This is a genomic window from Microbacterium sp. NPDC058062, from assembly GCF_042885375.1.
In the GTDB taxonomy this organism is placed as follows: Bacteria; Actinomycetota; Actinomycetes; order Actinomycetales; family Microbacteriaceae; genus Microbacterium; species Microbacterium trichothecenolyticum_C.
In genome coordinates this window covers 274,150-293,360 of record NZ_JBHVSC010000004.1, presented here as the reverse complement: position 1 = coordinate 293,360, position 19,211 = coordinate 274,150, and the positions used below count along the sequence as shown (strand labels likewise).

Genomic DNA, 19,211 nt, shown 5'->3' with positions numbered 1-19,211 from the left:
CCCTGCCGGCTCCTTCGAGAGGTGATCACGCGTGCCCCGAAACGCTCGCCCCGCACTGATCACGGCAGGTGCCCTTGCCGTGGCCGTGGGTCTCAGCACGATGGGTGGAGGTGTGGCCGTCGCAGCAGGTGGCGGCCTCGCCCCGCCCGCCGTCAACCCCGCGACCGTCCACAAGCCCACCGCCGTGCCGGACCGGATCATCCTGACGCCGACGACCACGCCCACGACCAGCCAGTCGGTGACATGGCGGACGTCGGAGGCGGTGACGTCGCCGCAGGTGCAGTGGGCGCTGAGCGGCCCGAGCCTCGTCTCCGGTGCGCAGACGCTCGCAGCCGCTACGAACACCGAGTTCAACGCGAATCTCGGCTACAAGGTCGCGCATCACTCCGCGACCATCGAGGGACTCGCGGCCGACACGACCTACGTCTACCGCGTGGGCGACGGCGAGACGTGGAGCGAGTGGCTCGAGTTCACGACCGCCGCCGACGCGGTGGGCGGTTTCAGCTTCCTGGTGCAGGGCGACGCCCAGAACGACAACAAGGCGTACACGTCGCGCGCATTCCGTGCGGCGTTCGAGGCGCGCCCGTACGCGCGTGCCGTCGTGCACGCCGGCGACCTGATCGACACCGAGACGAGCGACGCCGAGTGGGGCGAGTGGCATGAGGCCGCCGCGTTCTCGAACCAGTACCTCAACGTGATCGCGTCGACGGGCAACCACGAGTACTACCCCGGCCCGGACCTCTCGCGGTACTGGGGTGCGCAGTTCGAGTACCCGAAGAACGGCCCGGCCGACCAGCCGACCCTCGCCGAGACGGTGTACTACACCGACTACCAGGGCGTGCGGTTCATCAGCCTCGACAGCACGCAGGCCATGGGCACACAGTCGCGCGCAGCGCAGACCGCCTGGCTCGAGGAGGTGCTCGCCGACAATCCGAACCCGTGGACCGTCGTCAGTTTCCACCACCCGGTGTTCTCGGTCACCAGCGGCCGAGACAACGCGCAGCTGCGCGAGTCGTGGCTTCCGGTCTTCGAGGAGTACGACGTCGACCTTGTCGTTCAGGGCCACGACCACGCCTACGGTCGCGGCAACCTCGTCGCGAACGAGGAGAACCTCCCGGACGGCGCCGACCCGGCGACCAGTCACACCGGACCGGTCTACCTCGTCAGCGTCGCGGGACCGAAGATGTACGTTCCCGATCCCGAGGGCGACAACAACTGGACCAGCAACGGCGCCGACCTGCGGGTCATGGGGCGCGACGTCCAGCTGTTCCAGACGGTCGATGTGACCGACGACGGCCGCATGCACGTCGAAGCGCGTACGGTCGACGGCGCACTGTTCGACGCGTTCACGATCACCAAGGGCCCAGGCGGCGACAAGCTCGTCACGGACGACACGCTGTGGGCCGGCGGCCCCGGTTCGAGCCGCGACGGCGTCGCCCCGCCGGCGCTGCCGACGGATCCCACCGACCCGACGGATCCCACCGACCCGACGGACCCGACCGACCCGACGGATCCCACCGACCCAACGGGACCGACGGACCCCGACAAGCCCACGCTCACGCTGAGTGACACCACCGTCGCGCCCGGGGACACCCTGACGCTCACCGCGACCGGGTTCCTCGCCGACGAGCGCGTCTCGATCGAGCTGCACTCGACGCCGGTCACCCTCGCGCTGTCGACCGCGACCGACGCGGGTGCGGTCGCTGCGACAGTGACGATCCCGCAGGACACGACTCCGGGCGAGCACACCATAGTGCTGACGGGACTCGAGTCCGACCGCACCGTGAGCGTCGACATCATCGTGACCCGCCCGGCGGGAAGCGGCGCGGCCCAGCTCGCCACCACCGGCACGGAACTGCCGATCGCGCTCATCGCCCTCGGCGGCCTCCTCGCCGCCGCCGGCGGCGTCCTCATCACCCGCACCGTCCTCCGCAACCGAAAGGCCTCCTGAGCCATGGCTCGTCATCGCACACCCCGGCGCCTGCTCGCCGGCGGTCTCGCCCTCGGCGTGATCGCGGCCGGCGTGCTCGTCGCAGCGCCTGCGCACGCGGCATCCGTCCCCGCCGCGGAGCGGTACGCCGCCTCGCGCGTGCCCGACCGCATCACGCTCACCCCCGGTGAGGACCCGACCACGCAGCAGGTCGTCGCGTGGCGCACGTCCACCGACGTCACGGACGGCATCGTCGAGTTCCGCACGCTCACCCCGGCTCCGTACCCGGGCGGCGTACAGCAGCTCGTCGCGCAGGAGCGCACCGAGCAGACGACCGATCTGGGCTACACGCAGGCGGTGCACACCGCGACACTGTCGGGGCTGCTCCCCGGCGTCGCGTACATGTACCGCGTCGGCGACGGCACGAACTTCAGCGAGTGGCAGGACTTCGAGACGGCGTCCGCCACCGCGGACACCTTCTCGTTCGTGTACCTCGGCGACATCCAGAACGGCATCTCGAGCGACGCATCGCGCGTGATCCGCAACGCGTTCCGCGACCGCCCGAACGCCGATCTCGTGCTGCAGATCGGCGACCTGGTGGACGACGCCGAGTCCGACGCGCAGTGGGGCGAGCTCTACGACGCGTTCTCGTACACGCTGGGCACGCAGAACATGCTCACCACGCCCGGCAACCACGAGTACGAAGGCGGCCTCTCGGAGCAGTGGCAGAGCCAGTTCACGTTCCCCGACAACGGGCCCGAAGGTGAGGGCGGGGTGTATGACGAGCTCGACGACACCGTCTACTACACCGACCACGAGGGCGTGCGCTTCATCTCGCTCAACAGCAACATCGTCGACACCGAGGGGCTGAACGTCCAGGCGGAGTGGCTCGAGGGTGTGCTCGACGACAATCCGTCCGAGTGGACGGTGGTGTTCTTCCATCACCCCGTGTATTCGCTCGACGAGGGTCGCAACAACCTCGGCATCCGCCAGACGTGGGGGCCGATCTTCGAGGAGCACGGCGTCGACCTCGTCCTCACCGGGCATGACCACGCCTACGGTCGCGGCAACACCCTGGCGAGCGAGACAGACCTGCCGGCCGGCGCCGACCCCGAGCTGAGCCACACCGGCACGGTGTACGTCACCTCGAGCGTCGGGTCGAAGTTCTACGAGGCGGGTCCGCGGCACTGGAACGAGAACGACGCGCACCTGCGCCGACTCGTGACGGGGATGCAGACCTACCAGGTCGTCGACGTCGCCTCCGGCACGCTGCGCTTCGAGTCGCGGACGGCCGACGGCTCGTTCCTGGACGGCTTCACGATCACCAAGAAGGACGGCCAGAAGCTCGTCGTCGATGGTGTCGAGCCGCAGGTGATCGACCCGGGCACGCCTTCGCCGTGCCTCGGCTGCGAGCCCGGCGGTCCCGACCCCACCGACCCGACAGATCCGACCGACCCTGCGAGCGACTTCGACTACGAGCAGACCGCCCAGCTCGACGCCGTGATGCCGAACAGCTTCGGCGGCGCGCACACCGCGGCCCTGCCGGCGGGTGTGGCTTACCACCAGGCGCGGGATGTGCTGTACCTCGGCGACCAGAACAGCCGGAAGGTCTTCGAGATCGACCCCGACACGGATGCCGTGCTGCGGGAGATGACGCTGCCCGAGAACATCCGCGACCTCGGCGTCGACGAAGAGAACGAGCTGCTCTACGTCGGCCAGCAGAACCGCAACTGGGTCGTGGTGTCGATCGCCGACGCCACGTTCGGCGAGGTGGTGCGTGGTTCGTATCCGGTGATCGAGTCCAACCGCTCGATCGACGTCGACCCGGTCAACGACTACGTCTATGTGGCCGTGCCGGCGCGCGGCGTCGAGGTGTTCCGTGCCTCGACGGGCGAGTCGCTCGGTGTGATCAACGGCACCGCCGACGCGTACTACGTCGCCGCCGACCCGGAGACGGGCTGGATCGTGACGACGTCGTTCACGGATGTCGAGGGCAACCCCGGCATCCAGGCGTTCGACGCGAAGAACGGGTTCGCCAAGAAGTGGGAGAAGGCCGTCCGTCCGAACGCACGTCAGCTCGACATCGACTCGACGAACGGGCTCCTCTACATCGGCTACACCGGCACGTCGGCCGATCGAGGCGGCTTCTCGGTGCACTCGCTGGCGACGGGGGCGCTGCTGGTCGACAAGGTCGGTCCGCAGTTCGGCAAGGACGGCTACGGCATCGTCGTGGACGAGGAACGTCAGCGCGTCTTCGTCGCGAACCGCGACTTCCGCCTCAACCCGCCCGGCGAGGAGCTCGCCCCGAAGGCCGTCACGGTCAGCATCCGCGTGGCGGACCCGACCGATCCGACGGACCCGACCGATCCGACGGACCCGACCGATCCCACGGACCCGACGGACCCGACGGATCCCGGCGTGGAGCCGTTCACCGCGACAGCGCTGACGGTCTTCCCCGCGGGCGCGACCGAGCTCGACCCCGATATCAAGCCCGTCGGCTCGGCGGTCGACCCGGCCACCGGCCTGGTCTACGTGGCGAACGAGATGCGCCCCGCGCGGGTGCATGTCGTCGACCCGAAGACCGACACGGTCGTCCGGGTGCTGTCGGCGCCCACGCTCGACCCGGCCCAGGACGGGCTGCGCGACATCGCGTTCGACCCGGCCAGCGGGAACCTGACCGTCGGGTTCGGCGACAGTTGGGTGGTGATGGATGCCGAGACCGGCGCCAAGGTCTCGGGACCGCTGTCGTTCGGTCCCGGAGGCGTGCGCGGTATGGACATCGACCCCGCCGGGGACCGCGTGTTCGGCGCGCTGCGTCAGTCGGGCTTCGAGGTGCGCAAAGCCTCGACGGGCGAGCTCATCACGCTCGTGGAAGGCCCCGCTGACGGCGGAGCCTGGCGCTCGCACGGCATCGCGTACGACGCCGAGAACGATCTGATCTACGTCAGCAACAGTGACGCGGCCGGCTCGACCGAGGGCATCCGCGTGTACCGAGGATCGGACTACACGCTGGTCGACCGCCTCGCCTACGCGAACGCGGACTTCCGCTCCATCGCCGTCGACCCCGCCGCCGACACGGTCGTGGTCGGGCACCAGGGGATCATCTTCGACAACTCGGGGGTGTCGGTCTACACCGGCGACCTCGAGCTGGTCGAGCGCCTGGAGGAGAACCGCTACGGCAACAAGGTCTACGGCGTCTCGATCGATCCCGCGACGCACGCACTGTACGTCTCGGCGCGTGACCGCTATCCGGTCGGGCTGATCCAGGTGACCCTGCCCGAGTGACGATGACGGATGGTGCGGCCCCGGGCCGCAGCATCCGGAACCGCCCTCTCCCGAGCCGGGGGAGGGCGGTTCCGCATCGCACGCCTGCGGGAAACGCCCCGGAACCCCGCGGGTAGACTGGGGGTCATGCCCCGCGCCCCGAAGCTCGCTTCCTTTCCGGCGATCCGCGGAGCCCTGAAGTTCTACCAGGTGTGCTCGATCATCACGGGCACGATGCTGCTGCTGCTCGTCGCCGAGATGATCATCAAGTACGTCGTCGGCTACGAGCTGTTCCTCGGTGGTTCCGGCGGGTTCCTGTGGTTCGCCCCCGTCGTCGAGACGGCCTCGGGCCTCGAGTCGACCGGTGACGGGTTCAACCTGTCGCTCGGCATCCTCGTCGCCCACGGCTGGTTCTACGTCGTCTACCTGATCTCGTGCTTCCGCGTGTGGAGCCTCATGCGCTGGAACCTCCTGCGCCTGGGCATGCTCGCCGCCGGCGGTATCGTGCCCCTCCTGTCGTTCTTCATGGAGGCGCGCGTCGGCCGCGACGTCAAGACCTACCTGGCCGAGCGTGAGGCAGCGGAGCTGCACTCCCAGGCCGCGCACTCGACCCTCACCCACTCGATCCCGACGGAGAACAAGCGTTGACCGCACAGACCGAGACCTCCCAGCGTCCCGTCCTCGTCGTCGACTTCGGCGCCCAGTATGCGCAGCTGATCGCGCGCCGCGTCCGCGAGGCCGGCGTGTACAGCGAGATCGTGCCGCACACGGCGACCGCCGCTGACATCGCGGCGAAGAACCCGGTCGGCATCATCCTCTCGGGCGGCCCGTCATCGGTCTACGAAGAGGGCGCGCCGGCGCTCGACACCGGCGTCTTCGACCTCGGCGTGCCGACGCTCGGCATCTGCTACGGCTTCCAGGTCATGGCGCAGGCGCTCGGCGGCGAGGTGGCCAACACCGGACTCCGTGAGTACGGAGCGACGGATGCCGCGGTCACGGGCGACGGCGGTGTGCTGCTGGGCGGTCAGCCGGCCGAGCAGAACGTCTGGATGAGCCACGGCGACCAGGTCTCGCGCGCCCCCGAGGGCTTCGACGTGCTGGCCTCGACCGGAGCCACCCCGGTGGCCGCCTTCGGCAGCGACGAGCGCCGCTTCTACGGCGTGCAGTGGCACCCCGAGGTCAAGCACTCCGACCACGGGCAGAACGTCATCGAGAACTTCCTGCACAAGGCGGCGGGCCTCCCCGCCGACTGGAACAGCGGCAACGTCATCGCCGAGCAGGTCGCGAAGATCCAGGCGCAGGTCGGCTCCGGCCGTGTCATCTGCGGGCTGTCGGGCGGCGTCGATTCCGCCGTGGCCGCCGCGATCGTGCACAAGGCCGTCGGCGACCAGCTCGTCTGCATCTTCGTCGACCACGGACTCCTCCGTAAAGACGAGCGCGAGCAGGTCGAGCAGGACTACGTCGCCTCCACCGGCGTCCGCCTGGTCACCGTCGACGCCCGCGAGCAGTTCCTGAACGCGCTCGCCGGCGTCAGCGACCCCGAGCAGAAGCGCAAGATCATCGGGCGCGAGTTCATCCGCACGTTCGAGGCGGCCGAGAAGGCCCTCGTCGCCGAGGCCGCTGCCGACGGCGAGCCCATCCGCTTCCTCGTCCAGGGCACGCTCTACCCCGACGTCGTCGAGTCCGGCGGCGGCACCGGCACCGCGAACATCAAGTCGCACCACAACGTGGGCGGCCTTCCCGAGGACCTGCAGTTCGAGCTCGTCGAGCCGCTGCGCACCCTGTTCAAGGACGAGGTGCGCGCGATCGGCCGTGAGCTCGGACTCCCGGAGGTCATCGTCGGCCGCCAGCCGTTTCCGGGCCCCGGCCTCGGCATCCGGATCGTGGGTGAGGTCACCGCTGACCGTCTCGAGATTCTGCGCGATGCCGACGCCATCGCCCGCGAAGAGCTGACGAAGGCCGGCCTCGACGGCGAGATCTGGCAGTGCCCGGTCGTGCTGCTGGCCGACGTGCGCTCGGTGGGAGTGCAGGGCGACGGCCGAACCTACGGCCACCCGATCGTGCTGCGACCCGTCTCGAGCGAAGACGCGATGACCGCCGACTGGACGCGCCTGCCCTACGACGTGCTCTCGAAGATCTCGAACCGCATCACCAACGAGGTGCGCGACGTCAACCGCGTCGTCCTCGACGTGACCTCGAAGCCCCCGGGGACCATCGAGTGGGAGTGAAGCTGCCCGAGGCCGACTACTTCCTGGTCGGCAGCCGGGTGGCGCTGGGGCTCGACGGCGGGTTCGCGGTGGCCGTGCCCTCGCGACTGCGCCTGCTCGCGTCGGCCGGAGCGCCCGATCCGCTGCTGCTGAGCGTCGACGGCGGGACCCCCGACGACCACGCCGCGCAGCGGCAGGCGTTCGTCGACGCGGGCCTGCTCGACAGCACTGCCTCGGCGCGCAACCTCTTCGACGACATCGTCGCGGATCCGTCATGGCTCTTCGCCGCCGGCGAGCCCTGCACGGCCGGCTCGTTCGAGGGCGAGCAGCGCGTGATCATGGTCCCCACGGCCCCTCCACTCGCCGCTGGCGCGTCGAGCGGAGCCTCCGGCCGCGTGGGCCCAGCCTCGGGCTCGGCGATCGTGTCGCTCCCGGTGTTCCGCGACAACCCGACGTGGCACCTCACCGACGCACCGCTCGTCGTGCACGCCCCCGACGGCGACCGTGTGCTGCGCGGCTTCCGCAGCCTCTACGCCGCATGGCTCACCCACCTCGCCGACGAGCGGCGCGCCGAGGCGGGTGACCCCGATCGGCTGCTCGTGGTGATCTTCGAATCGCGTCAGATCGGCGAGACGCTCGTCGACTGGGACGACCCTCGCGTGCGTCTCGTCCACACCGTGCACAACTCGCACCTGCCGGAGCCCCACGACGATCCGCAAGCTCCGGTCGTCGGGCTGTGGCAGCGGTGGCTTTCGACGTTCGATCGCTACGACGCGGTGCTGTGGCCGACGGCCGCGCAGCGCGACGAGGTGGCCGCGCGGTTCGGCGACCCCGGCACGTTCCACGTCGTGCCCAACACGATCGAGCTCGGCGCCACACCGCCGGACGCGGCGTCCCGCGATCCACACCGCGTCGTCATGCTGAACCGCCTCGCCCCGCAGAAGCGCGTCGACCTCGCGATCCGGGCCTGGCAGCGGGTGGCCGAGGTGGTGCCCGAAGCGCGGCTCGACGTGTACGGCGACGGCCCGCTCCGGGACGAGCTGCAGAGGCTGATCGACGAGCTCGGGGTCGCAGCATCCGTGACGCTCCACGGAGCCACCGACCAGCGCGACGCGATCTTCGACCGAGCCGCGCTGTTCGTCACGTCGACGGCGTTCGAAGGCCAGGGCCTGTCGATCGCCGAGGCGCTCGCCCGCGGACTGCCGGTCGTCTCGTTCGACGCCCGGTACGGCCCGCGCGAGGCGATCGCCGACGCGGGCATCGTCGTGCCGCCCGGCGACGTCGACGCCTTCGCGGACGCGATCATCGAGCTGCTGCGCGACGACGACCGCCGTGCCGAACTGGCGTCGCGTGCGCGTGGCGCTGCAGCCGCGTTCACGGCCGACGAGGTGCGTCCGGCGCTCGTCGCCGCGCTCCGCGCCGCGGTCGAGAGTCCCTCGCGCCGCGCCTGAACTCTCCCCGGACGTTTTGGCGAGTCGCCACAGCCTGCGCCCCGGACGGGTCGATCTTGGCGAGTCGCCGAGATCGGCCGCGGCGAGGGAGATCCGCCGTCGGCAGAGCCGCCGGGAGCGGAAACGGATGCTGCGACCCCGGCGCGCGCGCAGGCTGAGGGCATGGCTGACGAAGGCAAGATCCCCCAGTTCGGGGCCGAGGCGCGACGCGAGCTGTTCCACCAGCGTGTGCTCGTGCTCGACGGCCCGCTCGACGACGACAACGGCACCCTGATCGCGACGCAGCTGCTGGCGCTCGCAGCCGAGGACGAGGCATCCGATATCGCCCTCTGGATCCACTCGCCCGGCGGATCGGTGCCCTCGATGCTCGCGATCCGCGACGTCATGAATCTCATCCCCAACGACGTCGCAACCCTCGCGCTCGGTCTCGCGTGCAGTGCCGGGCAGTTCCTGCTGTCGGCGGGGGCGAAGGGCAAGCGGCGCGCGCTGCCGCACGCGCGCATCCTCATGCACCAGGGCTCGGCCGGCATCGGCGGGTCGGCGGTCGAGGTCGAGGTGCAGGCCGACGACCTGCGCCACATGCGCGACACCGTGCTCGGCCTCATCGCCGACGACACCGGGCAGAGCGTCGAGCGCATCTTCGAGGACTCGCTGCACGACCGCTGGTACACCGCCGCCCAGGCGCGCGACTACGGGTTCATCGACGGGATCGTCGAATCGTTCGCGCAGGTGGTGCCGCGGCGGCGGCGGCCGGCGGGACTCGGACTCGGACCTGCGGAGGTGGCGGCATGAGCTCGTACACGATCCCCAACGTGGTGGCGCAGCATCCGCGCGGCGATCGCATCATGGACGTGTACTCGCACCTCCTCGCCGAGCGGGTCGTGTACCTCGGCACGGGCATCGACGCGGGGGTCGCGAACGCGCTCATCGCGCAGCTGCTGCACCTCGACGCCGACAGTCCTGAGCGCGATATCCAGCTCTACATCAACTGCGAGGGCGGCGATCCGTCGGCGATGCTCGCGGTGTACGACACGATGCAGCACGTGCGGCCGGATGTCGCGACGACCGTCGTGGGACAGGCGATCGGCGTGGGCGCCGTGATGCTCGCCGCCGGCGCGGCGGGGAAGCGCTCGGTCCTGCCCCACGCCCGCATCGTGCTGCATCAGCCGGCGGGCCAGGGGAGGGGCGCGATCCCCGACCTGATCCTCCAGGCCGACGAGCTCGTGCGCGTGCGCGGCGAGGTGGAGGAGATCCTCGCGAGGCATACCGGACAGGATGCTGCGAAGCTGCGCGCCGACACCGACCGCGACCGCGTCTTCACCGCCGCCGACGCGGTCGCCTACGGCCTCGCGGACGCCGTCCTCGAACGGACACCGACCACCGGTCGTTGAGCGGAGGGCGCTCTGGCGCCCGCAGACGAAACGCCCTCAGCCCGGCGACCGCGCCGGGCTGAAGGCGTTTCAGCGGTCGAGGAGCGGGCCGGGCCAGGTCTTGCCCGCCCACGGGTCGTAGTCGGCGAGAAGATCTTCCTGGGGCGGCCGCTCGGCCTCGGGCACGTGCTGGAGGTTGACGCGCACGCGGTACCAGAGCGAACTCGAGCCGCGCATGCCGTCGATGAGCACGTCGGCGGGGTGCAGCTGCTCCACCACGGCCGCGTGCGTGCTCTTCCAGGTCTCGAGGGCCAGGACCGCCTCGGGCTTGGTCTTGGTGCGCGCGATCTCGATGAGCGGCATCGTCGATTGACGCCGCCCCGACCCGTCGCCGCCGCGCGGCGGCTTCTTCCCCGCTTCTCCTCCACGCGCCGCTGGCGCGTCGCGCGGAGCCTCTCGAGGCGGGGGCCCAGCTGGGCCCAGTTCCTCGGCGAGGCGGAGCAGCCCGTCGAGCGTGCCGACCGCATCGTCGATGCCGGCGTGCGGGTCGCCGAGCTCGGCGTATCGCGCGGGCACCGTGAGCACGGTGAACTCGGCCGGGCGCCGCTCGCGCACCTCGTCCCAGTCGAGCGGGGTGGAGACACGTGCGTCGGGCAGCGGGCGGATCGAGTACGCGGATGCCACGGTGCGGTCTTTCGCGTTCTGGTTGAAGTCGACGAACACGCTCTCGCCACGCTCCTCCTTCCACCAGCGGGCGGTCGCGAGTCCGGGCGCGCGGTTCTCGACTTCGCGGGCGAGGGTCTCGGCGGCGAGGCGCACCTGCTTGTAGTCCCACTGCGGAGCGATGCGGACGAGGATGTGCATGCCGCGTGAGCCGCTCGTCTTCGGCCAGCCGACGAGGCCGACGTCGTCGAGCACCTCGCGGGCGACGAAGGCGACGTCGACGATCTGCGACCAGTCGACACCCGGCATCGGGTCGAGGTCGATGCGCAGCTCGTCGGGGTGGTCGAGGTCTTCGGCGCGCACGGGATGCGGGTTCAGGTCGAGACACCCGAGGTTGACGACCCACGCGAGGCCCGCAGCATCCCGGATCACGGCCTCTTCGGCGGACGTGCCGCGCGCGTACTGCAGAGTGGCCGTGTCGATGAACTCGGGGTGGTTCTCGGGGACGCGCTTCTGGAAGAACGGCTCCTGCTCGATGCCCCGCGGGAAGCGCTTGAGCACCATGGGACGCCCGCCCGCGCCGCGGAGCGCGCCGTCGGCGACCGCGAGGTAGTAGCGGACGACGTCGAGCTTGGTGATCCCCGGCTCGGGGAACACGATCTTCGTCGGGCTCGAGATGCGTACCTCGTGCCCGTCGATCTCGAGGATCTCGGCTTCCGACTTCGCGGGCGTCACTCGGCCAGGCTAGCGACGGCCCTGGACATCGACCAGAGGCGAGACGTCACGCGGCGAGGGAGTAGGTGGCGCGGCATCCGACCACCGCGCGCTCGGTCGCACGCGAGCGGAGGTCGTCGACGACGCCCGCGGTCAGCTCGATCAGCGTCACCTCGAGGGCGCCGGCGACCGCGGCGATCATCTCGCTCGACGGTTCCTTGAGACCCCGCTCGATCTCGGACAGGTACTGCGGCGAGACTCCGGCGCGGTCAGCCGTGTCGGAGAGGCGTTCGCCTCGTTCATGGCGGAGAGTGCGCAGCCGCTCACCCAGCGCGTCGCGCCAGAGCGGCTCGGGCTCGCGGGACGGACGCGGTGCCTTCGTCGGCAGCGGGATGATCTCGGCCATGGCGTCACGATAGGACGACGGCGCCGCGCTCCGCGAGCCGTTCCGCTCACAGCAGAAGCGGCGATCCATCCGCGCGGCGGGAGCGCCGTGGCGCCGAATAGTGCAGTCGGTGCGGGAAAACCTGCGTTCTCTGCTCAGCCTGAGAGTTCCCTGTTGACGTTTTGGTTAATCCCACCTAACGTCCACCTCACAACCCTCGCTGTTTTCCCCATACACACGAGAAGGCAGGCTCCCCCTTGTTCCGACGTCCCCTGGCGGTGGTCGGCGCTCTGGCGCTGGCGATCGCAACCCCCACCGCGGCGATGGCCGCCGCGCCAGACGACGACCCGTCGTCGCGCTTCGAGAAGTCCGACACCAAAGGACCGGTCGGCACGACCGCGCGTCCCCTGAGCATCGGCGCCGACGGGCGCGTCACCGTCATCGTCGAGATGGCCGGAGACCCGGTCGCCGTCGCCCAGGCGAAGAAAGGCAGCGATCTCAGCGCCGCCGAGCGCAAGGCCATCAAGAGTTCCCTCAAGAAGAACCAGGACGCCATCACCGGCACGATCAAGGCCAAGGACGGCCGGATCGAGGCGACGATGCAGTCGGCGTACAACGGCATCCAGATGAACATCCCCGCCGACCAGGTCGACGCCGTGGCCGCGCTGCCCAACGTCGTCGCGGTCCACGCGGTGAAGACCTACACGCTCGACAACGCCGTGTCGGTGCCCTTCCTCGGGGTTCCGCAGGTGTGGGAGAACACCGGATTCACCGGTGAGAACATCAAGGTGGCGGTGATCGACACCGGCATCGATTACACGCACGCGAACTTCGGCGGCGTCGGCACGCCTGAGGCTTATGCCGCCGCGAACGCGGCCGAGGCGCAGCCGGCCGATCCGGCGCAGTTCGGCCCGAATGCCCCGCGCATCAAGGGCGGCTGGGACTTCGTCGGCGACGCGTACAACGCGGACCCCGCCTCGGAGGACTACGACCCGGTTCCGAAGCCCGACGCCAACCCGCTCGACTGCAACGGCCACGGCAGCCACGTCGCCGGCACTGCCGCGGGCAGCGGCGTCACCGCCGCCGGCGACACCTACGAGGGTCCGTACGACGAGTCCACGGCCTCGGCCGAGTGGACGATCGGCCCGGGCGTCGCGCCGCAGGCCGACCTCTATGCGCTCCGCGTGTTCGGCTGCGGCGGCTCGACCGACGTGGTCGTCCCGGCCATCGACTGGGCCGTCGACAACGGCATGGACGTCATCAACATGTCGCTGGGCTCGCCCTTCGGCCGCGGTGACGACCCCGACGAGGTCGCCGCCTCGAACGCGATCGGCGCCGGTGTCGTCGTCGTGAAGTCCGCGGGCAACGAGGGCCCGAGCCCCTACCTCGCCGGCAACGGCGACGGCGTGGTCTCGGTCTCGGCTGTCGACAGCACAGCGACCTTCCCGGGGGCGCTGATCACCGTCGACGGCGTCCAGGTGCCGGCCATCAACGCGAACGGCGCGGTCCTGACCGGCCTTCCCGCGATGTCCGTCGTGCGCCTCATCGACAACCCCGCGACGCCGGAGGAGAACGAGGCGCTCGGCTGCTCGGTCGCGGCGTACAACTACGCGGGGGTCACGGTCGGCGGCAACCAGCTCGCGGTCTCGACCCGCGGTGTCTGCGCCCGCGTCGCGAAGGCGATCTTCGCGCAGCAGGCCGGTGCGGCGGCGGCCGTCATGATCAACACCACGAACGACTACCCGCCGTTCGAGGGCGAGATCACCGAGAACCCCGACACCGGTGACGACTACACCGTCACCATCCCGTTCCTCGGCGTGCGGATGTCCGACGGGCCGAAGCTCGTCGACGACGCCGAGGCGACGGTGGCGCCCGCTCCGCTCGACAACCCCGCCTTCCGCGGGTACGCGTCGTTCAGCTCGAGCGGACCCCGCAGCGGTGACAGCGCCCTCGGCGTGGATGTCGCGGCGCCGGGCGTCTCGATCGTGTCGACGGGCGTCGGCACCGGCAACGGCCCGGCGACCATCTCGGGAACGTCGATGGCAGCGCCGCATGTGGCGGGTGTCGCGGCGCTCGCGGTCGAAGCCCACCCGACGTGGTCGGCGGCAGAGGTTTCGTCCGTGCTGGTCTCGACGGCCGACCCTGACAAGGTCGTTGGCCAGAACCTCGTCCGCGGCGGCGTGGGACTGGTGGACGCGGCGCAGGCCGTGGCCGAGCAGGTGACGGCGACGGGCGACTCGTTCAAGACCGACGACGGAAAGCACCGCGAGACGGCGCTCAGCTTCGGCTTCCAGGAGACGGCCAAGACCTTCCAGGGCAAGAAGACGGTGACGGTGACGAACTACGGCAGCCAGCCGGTGACCTACAGCGTGGGCATCGAGGCTTCCGCACAGTCCGAGGCCGCGACGGTCACGGCGAGCCCGACCCAGGTCACGGTGAAGCCCGGCCGTTCCGAGAAGGTCACGGTCAACCTCACCGCTCCGGCCACCGCCGTGGGCAGCTCGGGCGCCGGCGGGTTCGCCTTCTACGAGTTCTCCGGCGACGTCGTGCTCACGTCTGCGGGCAGCACCCTGCGGGTCCCGTACCTGCTCGTGCCGCGCGCCACGACTGCGGTCTCGGCTGCGGGCGACCTCAAGGTGACGAAGAAGAACACGCCCGTCGACGGTGACGTCACGCTCACGCTGAAGAACAACCAGGGTGCCTTCGAAGGCGGCGCGGACTTCTACACGTGGGGCCTCGAAGACAAGAAGGACGCGCCGAAGTCGTTCACCGACACCGGGTACGACCTTCGTGCCGCGGGTGTGCAGTCGTTCGACATCGACGGCGAGCAGCTGCTCGTCTTCGCGGTCAACACTCACAACCGGTGGTCGAACGCCGCCGCCAACGAGTTCGACGTGGTCATCGACACGAACGGCGACGGCGAGCCCGATTGGATCGTGTTCTCGGCCGACGGCGGTCTCGTGACCGCGGGCGACGCCAACGGCATCTCGCAGGTCTTCGAGTACGAGATCGCGACCGGCGACGTGTTCGCCGCGGGCTTCAACGCCTCGGCGCCGACCGACAGCAGCACGATCCTGCTCCCGGTCTTCGCGAGCGACCTCGGCATCACCGCAGGGTTCGACTACACCGTGCAGAGCTTCTCGTCGGTCAACGACGGCGAGGACGCGTTCGACGGCACGGCGAGCTACGACCCGTGGGCGCCCGCGCTCAGCAACGGGCAGTTCGAATCGGTTCCGGTGGGCGGCAAGATCGACGTGCCGGTCACCGTGAGCGGGGCGGCGTTCTCGGCGCAGAAGCCGCTCGGCGTGATGGTCGTCGTGCAGGACAACGCGGCGGGCGCCGGCGAGGCGCTCCTGGTCAGGGCCAAGTAAGCCGCAGCACACGAGGTGGCGTCCCGTCGCAGGGCGGGGCGCCACCTCGTTGCATGAAACGGGAGACGGATGCTGCCGCCCAGGCGCGCCGCTGGGCCCACGCGCCCGGAGGCTCTCGCCAACGCGCCAGCGTTGCCGGGAGGGGGCGTGGGGACCGTTCTCGCGTTCAGCGGGTGCAGAGTTTGGGCGAGTCCGTCGTGCCGAACCGGTAGTCGTATGTCGTGCCGTCGACCTCGACGATGACCCGCATGCCGTCGACGATCGCCTGCGTGTACGAGACGCCCGGGGACGGGCAGCCGAGGGCGCCGTTGTTCCACGTGACGGCGTGGGCCGACACGAGCTCGGGTGCACCGGTGACGCCGCGCTCGGCGAGGTCGGCGACGATTGCGTCCCAGCGCGCGGGCGGCACGGCGACGGGTTCTCCCGTCGGCGCGATCGGGCCGCGCGTGGTCGTCTCGAAGGGCGTGCGCGTCGGTGTCGGCTGCGCGGGCGTCGGTTCGAACGGCGTGGGCTCGGTCATGGGGGCTCCTCCTCCGCATCCGGTGAGGCAGACGAGCAGCACCGCCACTGCGCCGAAGGCCGTACGACGTCTGGCCATGCCACTCCCTCGAATCGGCTTCAGCCTAAGCACGCAGGCCGGAATCGGGTACGGGGTTGCTGTCAGCCGTCCGCGGGTGGGACTAATGTGGCGCCATCACGCGCGCGAGGACGCGCGCCGGCGCGACGCATCACAGGAGACGCGGATGTCGAAGAAGTCCAAGAACTCGGCCGGTGAAGACGCTCTGAGCGGCAAGAAGTACGCGAAGGAGCTCAAGAAGCTCCACATCGAGCTCGTGAAGCTGCAGGAGTGGGTGCGCCACAAGGGCCTCAAGGTCTGCATCGTGTTCGAGGGGAGGGATGGGGCCGGCAAGGGCGGCGTGATCAAGGCGCTCACCGAGCGTGTGACGCCCCGTGTCTTCCGGGTGGTCGCCCTGCCCGCGCCGAACGATCGCGAACGCAGCCAGATGTACGTGCAGCGGTATATGCAGCACTTCCCTGCGGCGGGGGAGGTCGTCATCTTCGACCGCAGCTGGTACAACCGGGCCGGCGTCGAGCGCGTGATGGGCTTCACCGACGAGGCCACCGCGAAGAAGTTCCTGCAGCAGGTGCCGTTCGTCGAGCAGGCGATGGTCGACGCCGGCATCATCCTCGTCAAGTACTGGCTCGAGGTGAGCCCCGAGGAGCAGACGCGCCGGCTCGAGGGCCGCATCACCGACGGCCGCAAGACCTGGAAGCTCTCGCCGATGGATCTGCTGTCGTACAGCCGCTGGTACGACTACTCCCGCGCCCGGGACGAGATGTTCGAGGCAACCGACACCCCGAATGCCCCCTGGCACGTCGCCGTCTCCGACGACAAGAAGCGCGCGCGGCTCAACATCATCTCCCACCTGCTCTCGCAGATCCCCTACGAGGAGGTGCCGCGCGAGGAGCCGGTGCTGCCCGACCGCCAGGACGCAGGCGACTACGTCGACCCGCACTACCCCTACCGCTACGTGCCCGAGAGATTCTGAATCACGGATGCTGCGGTCCGCGGCATCCGCGAAACAGAACGGCCGCCCGGAGAACCGGGCGGCCGTTCGAAAGCGAAGCGCTGGGCGTCAGTTGTTGCCGCGCGCGATCGCGAGGATACGCAGGATCTCCAGGTACAGCCAGACGACCGTCACCATGATGCCGAACGCGCCCAGCCAGCCGAACTGACGGGGAGCACCGTTGCGGACGCCCTGCTGGATGTTGTCGAAGTCGAGCACCAGGGAGTACGCCGCCATGATCACGACGAACACACCGATGAGGACGCCCCACGGGATGCCGAAGAGCGGGCTCTTCTCGCTCAGCAGGCCGAACGCGCCACCGGCGATCGGGACGTTGAAGAGCATGAGGAAGATGTTCACCAGCGAGAACACCAGGTAGCCGATCATCGCGATCATGAACACCTTGGTGGCGCGCTTGGAGGCGCGGATCTTGCCGCTGGCGAACAGAGCGAGGGTCACACCGACGACCGCGAGCGTTGCCAGGGTGGCCTGGACGACGATGCCTGGCCACAGGAACTCGAAGAAGGCCGAGATGGCGCCGACGAAGAGGCCTTCGAAGGCGGCGTAGCCGAAGATCAGCGCCGGGCGGATCTTCTTGCGCGAGGTGAAGATGACGACCATCGCCAGCACGAAGCCGCCGAGCGCACCGATCATCCAGGGGAGGATCGACGGGTTCGGGTTTGTCGGCGTGACACCCGCCATCGTCCACACCCAGCCGACGGTGGCGGTGACGAGAAGGATGGCGAAGAGGCCGACGGTCTTCCAGATGGTGTCTTCGTACGACATGCGGCCGGTCTCGACGGCACCGGCGGACGGTGCCGCGTACATGCCTTCGAGCTGCGCCTGAGCCGAAGCATCCGTTCCGGCGCGCTGCGCCGTCGCGAACTGCGACTGCCCGCCCAGGTTCGCCGCCTGCGAACCGCCGGGGTAGGTCTGAACGGCCTTCGGGTCCTGGAAGGCCGGGTTGTTGAACGCGGGGTTGTTGAGGGCCACTGCTCTCACACTCCAATGTCAAGGGAATCCCAGCACGATGCTGTTGATCAACACTATCCGACCGGCCGTGACCGGGCACGGGTCGGCGCTGTGAGCTGACTATGAACGGTCCCCACGCCCCCTCCCGGCAACGCCGGCGCGTTGGCGGGAGCCTCCGGGCGCGTGGGCCCGGCTGCGGCACCCGGCCCCTCGGGCGCTCGTGGTTACGCTGAGACGGTGCCCCGTCGTCATCCGCTCGTGATCGGACACCGCGGTGCGCCCGGGTATCGGCCCGAGCATTCGCGCTCGTCGTACGCGCTCGCCTTCGAGATGGGCGTCGACGCGGTCGAACCGGATGTCGTGGTGTCGAAGGACGGCGTGCTCGTCGTGCGGCACGAGAACGAGATCTCGGGAACGACCGATGTGGCGACCCGCCCCGAGTTCGCCGACCGTCACGCGACGAAGTACGTGGACGGCGCCGAGCTGACCGGCTGGTTCACCGAGGACTTCACGTGGGACGAACTGTCGACGCTGCGCTGCCGCGAGCGGATCTCGGACGTGCGGCCCACGAGCGCGAGCTTCGACGACGAGCAGCCCGTGCTGCGGCTGCGGGACGTGCTCGACGCGGCGCGCGACGCCTCGCTCGAGTTCGGCCGTGAGATCGGCGTCGTGCTCGAGATCAAGCACGCGACGTACTTCGCGGCGATCGGGTGGGATGTCGCCGCGCTCGTCGACGCCGAGCTCCGCGAGGCGGGCTGGGCGTCGGGCGAGCTGCCGCTCACCATCGAGTCGTTCGAGTCGACGGTGCTGTTCGCGCTTCAGGAACGCGGCATCCGTGGCTCCTACGTGTATCTGCTCGAGGACGCGGGGCGTCCGTTCGACCTCTTCAGCGCACACGGCAAGGCATCGCTGACGTACCGGCAGACCGCCGCACCCGAAGGGCTCGACGGGCTCGTCGGGCGCGTGGACGGGATCAGCGTCGACAAGCGCACCATCCTCCGCCCCGACCGGCTCGGGCGCACCGCCGGCCCGTCGCGCGTCGTCGCCGACGCGCACGAGCGCGGGCTGCGCGTGTTCACGTGGACGTGCCGTCCCGAGAACAGGTTCCTGATCGGACAGTTCCGCACTCGCGGCGGCCCGGCGTCGTTCGGCGACTGGGAGTCCGAGTGGGCGGTCATCCGCGAGGCCGGCGTCGACGGCGTCTTCGTCGACCACCCCGATCTCGGCGTGGAGTTCTTCCGCGCCTGAGCTCGTCGCCGGCGCGGGTGGCGCGACACGCCGCTTCGCTCGCGGGATGCGGCGTGTCTTGACACTCC

The 19,211-nt window shown here is 70.0% G+C and carries 14 protein-coding genes; 10 read left to right on the top strand and 4 right to left on the bottom strand.

The genetic code is table 11. The features are described from left to right. Positions 1–31 precede the first annotated feature (31 nt). The 7 genes from ACFVSU_RS14690 (at position 32) to ACFVSU_RS14660 (ending at position 10,243) form a co-directional block, all read left to right on the top strand. Complete coding sequence (locus ACFVSU_RS14690) at positions 32–1,951, top strand: fibronectin type III domain-containing protein (protein WP_387144277.1); 1,920 nt, start codon at positions 32–34, stop codon at positions 1,949–1,951. 3 nt (positions 1,952–1,954) lie between these two features. Beyond that, the gene (locus tag ACFVSU_RS14685; protein ID WP_387144274.1) at positions 1,955–5,215 is read left to right on the top strand and encodes a metallophosphoesterase; all 3,261 of its coding nucleotides are present in this window, start codon (positions 1,955–1,957) and stop codon (positions 5,213–5,215) included. A 126-nt stretch (positions 5,216–5,341) separates the two neighbouring features. Then, positions 5,342–5,842, top strand: coding sequence for a DUF3817 domain-containing protein (locus ACFVSU_RS14680; protein ID WP_310288618.1), 501 nt, complete (start codon positions 5,342–5,344; stop codon positions 5,840–5,842). Next, positions 5,839–7,422 (top strand): glutamine-hydrolyzing GMP synthase, encoded by a 1,584-nt coding sequence (gene guaA, locus ACFVSU_RS14675; protein ID WP_387144270.1) that lies wholly within the window; start codon positions 5,839–5,841, stop codon positions 7,420–7,422. The genes ACFVSU_RS14680 and guaA overlap by 4 nt, the downstream gene beginning before the upstream one ends. Beyond that, positions 7,419–8,852, top strand: coding sequence for a glycosyltransferase (locus ACFVSU_RS14670; protein WP_387144267.1), 1,434 nt, complete (start codon positions 7,419–7,421; stop codon positions 8,850–8,852). The genes guaA and ACFVSU_RS14670 overlap by 4 nt, the downstream gene beginning before the upstream one ends. A gap of 162 nt (positions 8,853–9,014) precedes the next feature. Continuing rightward, positions 9,015–9,644: a ClpP family protease gene (locus ACFVSU_RS14665; RefSeq protein WP_387144265.1), complete on the top strand. Its 630-nt coding sequence runs from the start codon at positions 9,015–9,017 to the stop codon at positions 9,642–9,644. Then, positions 9,641–10,243, top strand: coding sequence for a ClpP family protease (locus ACFVSU_RS14660; protein WP_387144262.1), 603 nt, complete (start codon positions 9,641–9,643; stop codon positions 10,241–10,243). Before ACFVSU_RS14665 ends, ACFVSU_RS14660 begins: the two co-directional genes overlap by 4 nt. A 69-nt stretch (positions 10,244–10,312) precedes the next feature. Here the strand turns inward: ACFVSU_RS14660 and ligD are convergent, their stop codons facing one another. Both ligD and ACFVSU_RS14650 read right to left on the bottom strand, forming a co-directional pair. After that, positions 10,313–11,620, bottom strand: a complete 1,308-nt coding sequence (ligD, locus tag ACFVSU_RS14655; protein WP_387144259.1) for a non-homologous end-joining DNA ligase — start codon at positions 11,618–11,620, stop codon at positions 10,313–10,315. 46 nt (positions 11,621–11,666) lie between these two features. After that, positions 11,667–12,005 carry a helix-turn-helix domain-containing protein gene (locus ACFVSU_RS14650; RefSeq protein WP_387144256.1) on the bottom strand — a complete coding sequence of 113 codons (339 nt, stop codon included), beginning with the start codon at positions 12,003–12,005 and terminating at the stop codon, positions 11,667–11,669. 236 nt (positions 12,006–12,241) lie between these two features. Here ACFVSU_RS14650 and ACFVSU_RS14645 point away from each other — a divergent pair, with 236 nt between their 5' ends. Beyond that, positions 12,242–15,355, top strand: a complete 3,114-nt coding sequence (locus tag ACFVSU_RS14645) for a S8 family serine peptidase (protein WP_387144253.1) — start codon at positions 12,242–12,244, stop codon at positions 15,353–15,355. A gap of 166 nt (positions 15,356–15,521) precedes the next feature. On the opposite strand, the gene ACFVSU_RS14640 is transcribed toward ACFVSU_RS14645, so the two are convergent. Then, positions 15,522–15,875 (bottom strand): hypothetical protein, encoded by a 354-nt coding sequence (locus ACFVSU_RS14640; protein WP_387144250.1) that lies wholly within the window; start codon positions 15,873–15,875, stop codon positions 15,522–15,524. 223 nt (positions 15,876–16,098) lie between these two features. On the opposite strand from ACFVSU_RS14640, the gene ppk2 reads away from it, so the two are divergent. Next, the gene (ppk2, locus tag ACFVSU_RS14635; protein WP_387144247.1) at positions 16,099–16,905 is read left to right on the top strand and encodes a polyphosphate kinase 2; all 807 of its coding nucleotides are present in this window, start codon (positions 16,099–16,101) and stop codon (positions 16,903–16,905) included. An 87-nt stretch (positions 16,906–16,992) separates the two neighbouring features. Here the strand turns inward: ppk2 and ACFVSU_RS14630 are convergent, their stop codons facing one another. Next, a complete protein-coding gene (locus ACFVSU_RS14630; protein WP_387145247.1) occupies positions 16,993–17,916 on the bottom strand; it encodes a Bax inhibitor-1/YccA family protein in 924 nt (307 codons plus the stop codon). Positions 17,917–18,132: 216 nt separating this feature from the next. Between ACFVSU_RS14630 and ACFVSU_RS14625 the strand changes: the two genes are divergently transcribed. Next, positions 18,133–19,143 carry a glycerophosphodiester phosphodiesterase family protein gene (locus ACFVSU_RS14625; protein ID WP_387144244.1) on the top strand — a complete coding sequence of 337 codons (1,011 nt, stop codon included), beginning with the start codon at positions 18,133–18,135 and terminating at the stop codon, positions 19,141–19,143. Positions 19,144–19,211: the final 68 nt, after the last annotated feature.

Excerpts from the sequence above, each read along its gene's own strand:
- ACFVSU_RS14685 (WP_387144274.1), top strand. The coding sequence starts at position 1,955 with ATGGCTCGTCATCGCACACCCCGGCGCCTGCTCGCCGGCGGTCTCGCC.
- ACFVSU_RS14680 (WP_310288618.1), top strand. The coding sequence starts at position 5,342 with ATGCCCCGCGCCCCGAAGCTCGCTTCCTTTCCGGCGATCCGCGGAGCC.
- ACFVSU_RS14665 (WP_387144265.1), top strand. The coding sequence starts at position 9,015 with ATGGCTGACGAAGGCAAGATCCCCCAGTTCGGGGCCGAGGCGCGACGC.
- ACFVSU_RS14660 (WP_387144262.1), top strand. The coding sequence starts at position 9,641 with ATGAGCTCGTACACGATCCCCAACGTGGTGGCGCAGCATCCGCGCGGC.
- ACFVSU_RS14650 (WP_387144256.1), bottom strand. The coding sequence starts at position 12,005 with ATGGCCGAGATCATCCCGCTGCCGACGAAGGCACCGCGTCCGTCCCGC.
- ACFVSU_RS14640 (WP_387144250.1), bottom strand. The coding sequence starts at position 15,875 with ATGACCGAGCCCACGCCGTTCGAACCGACGCCCGCGCAGCCGACACCG.
- ppk2 (WP_387144247.1), top strand. The coding sequence starts at position 16,099 with ATGTCGAAGAAGTCCAAGAACTCGGCCGGTGAAGACGCTCTGAGCGGC.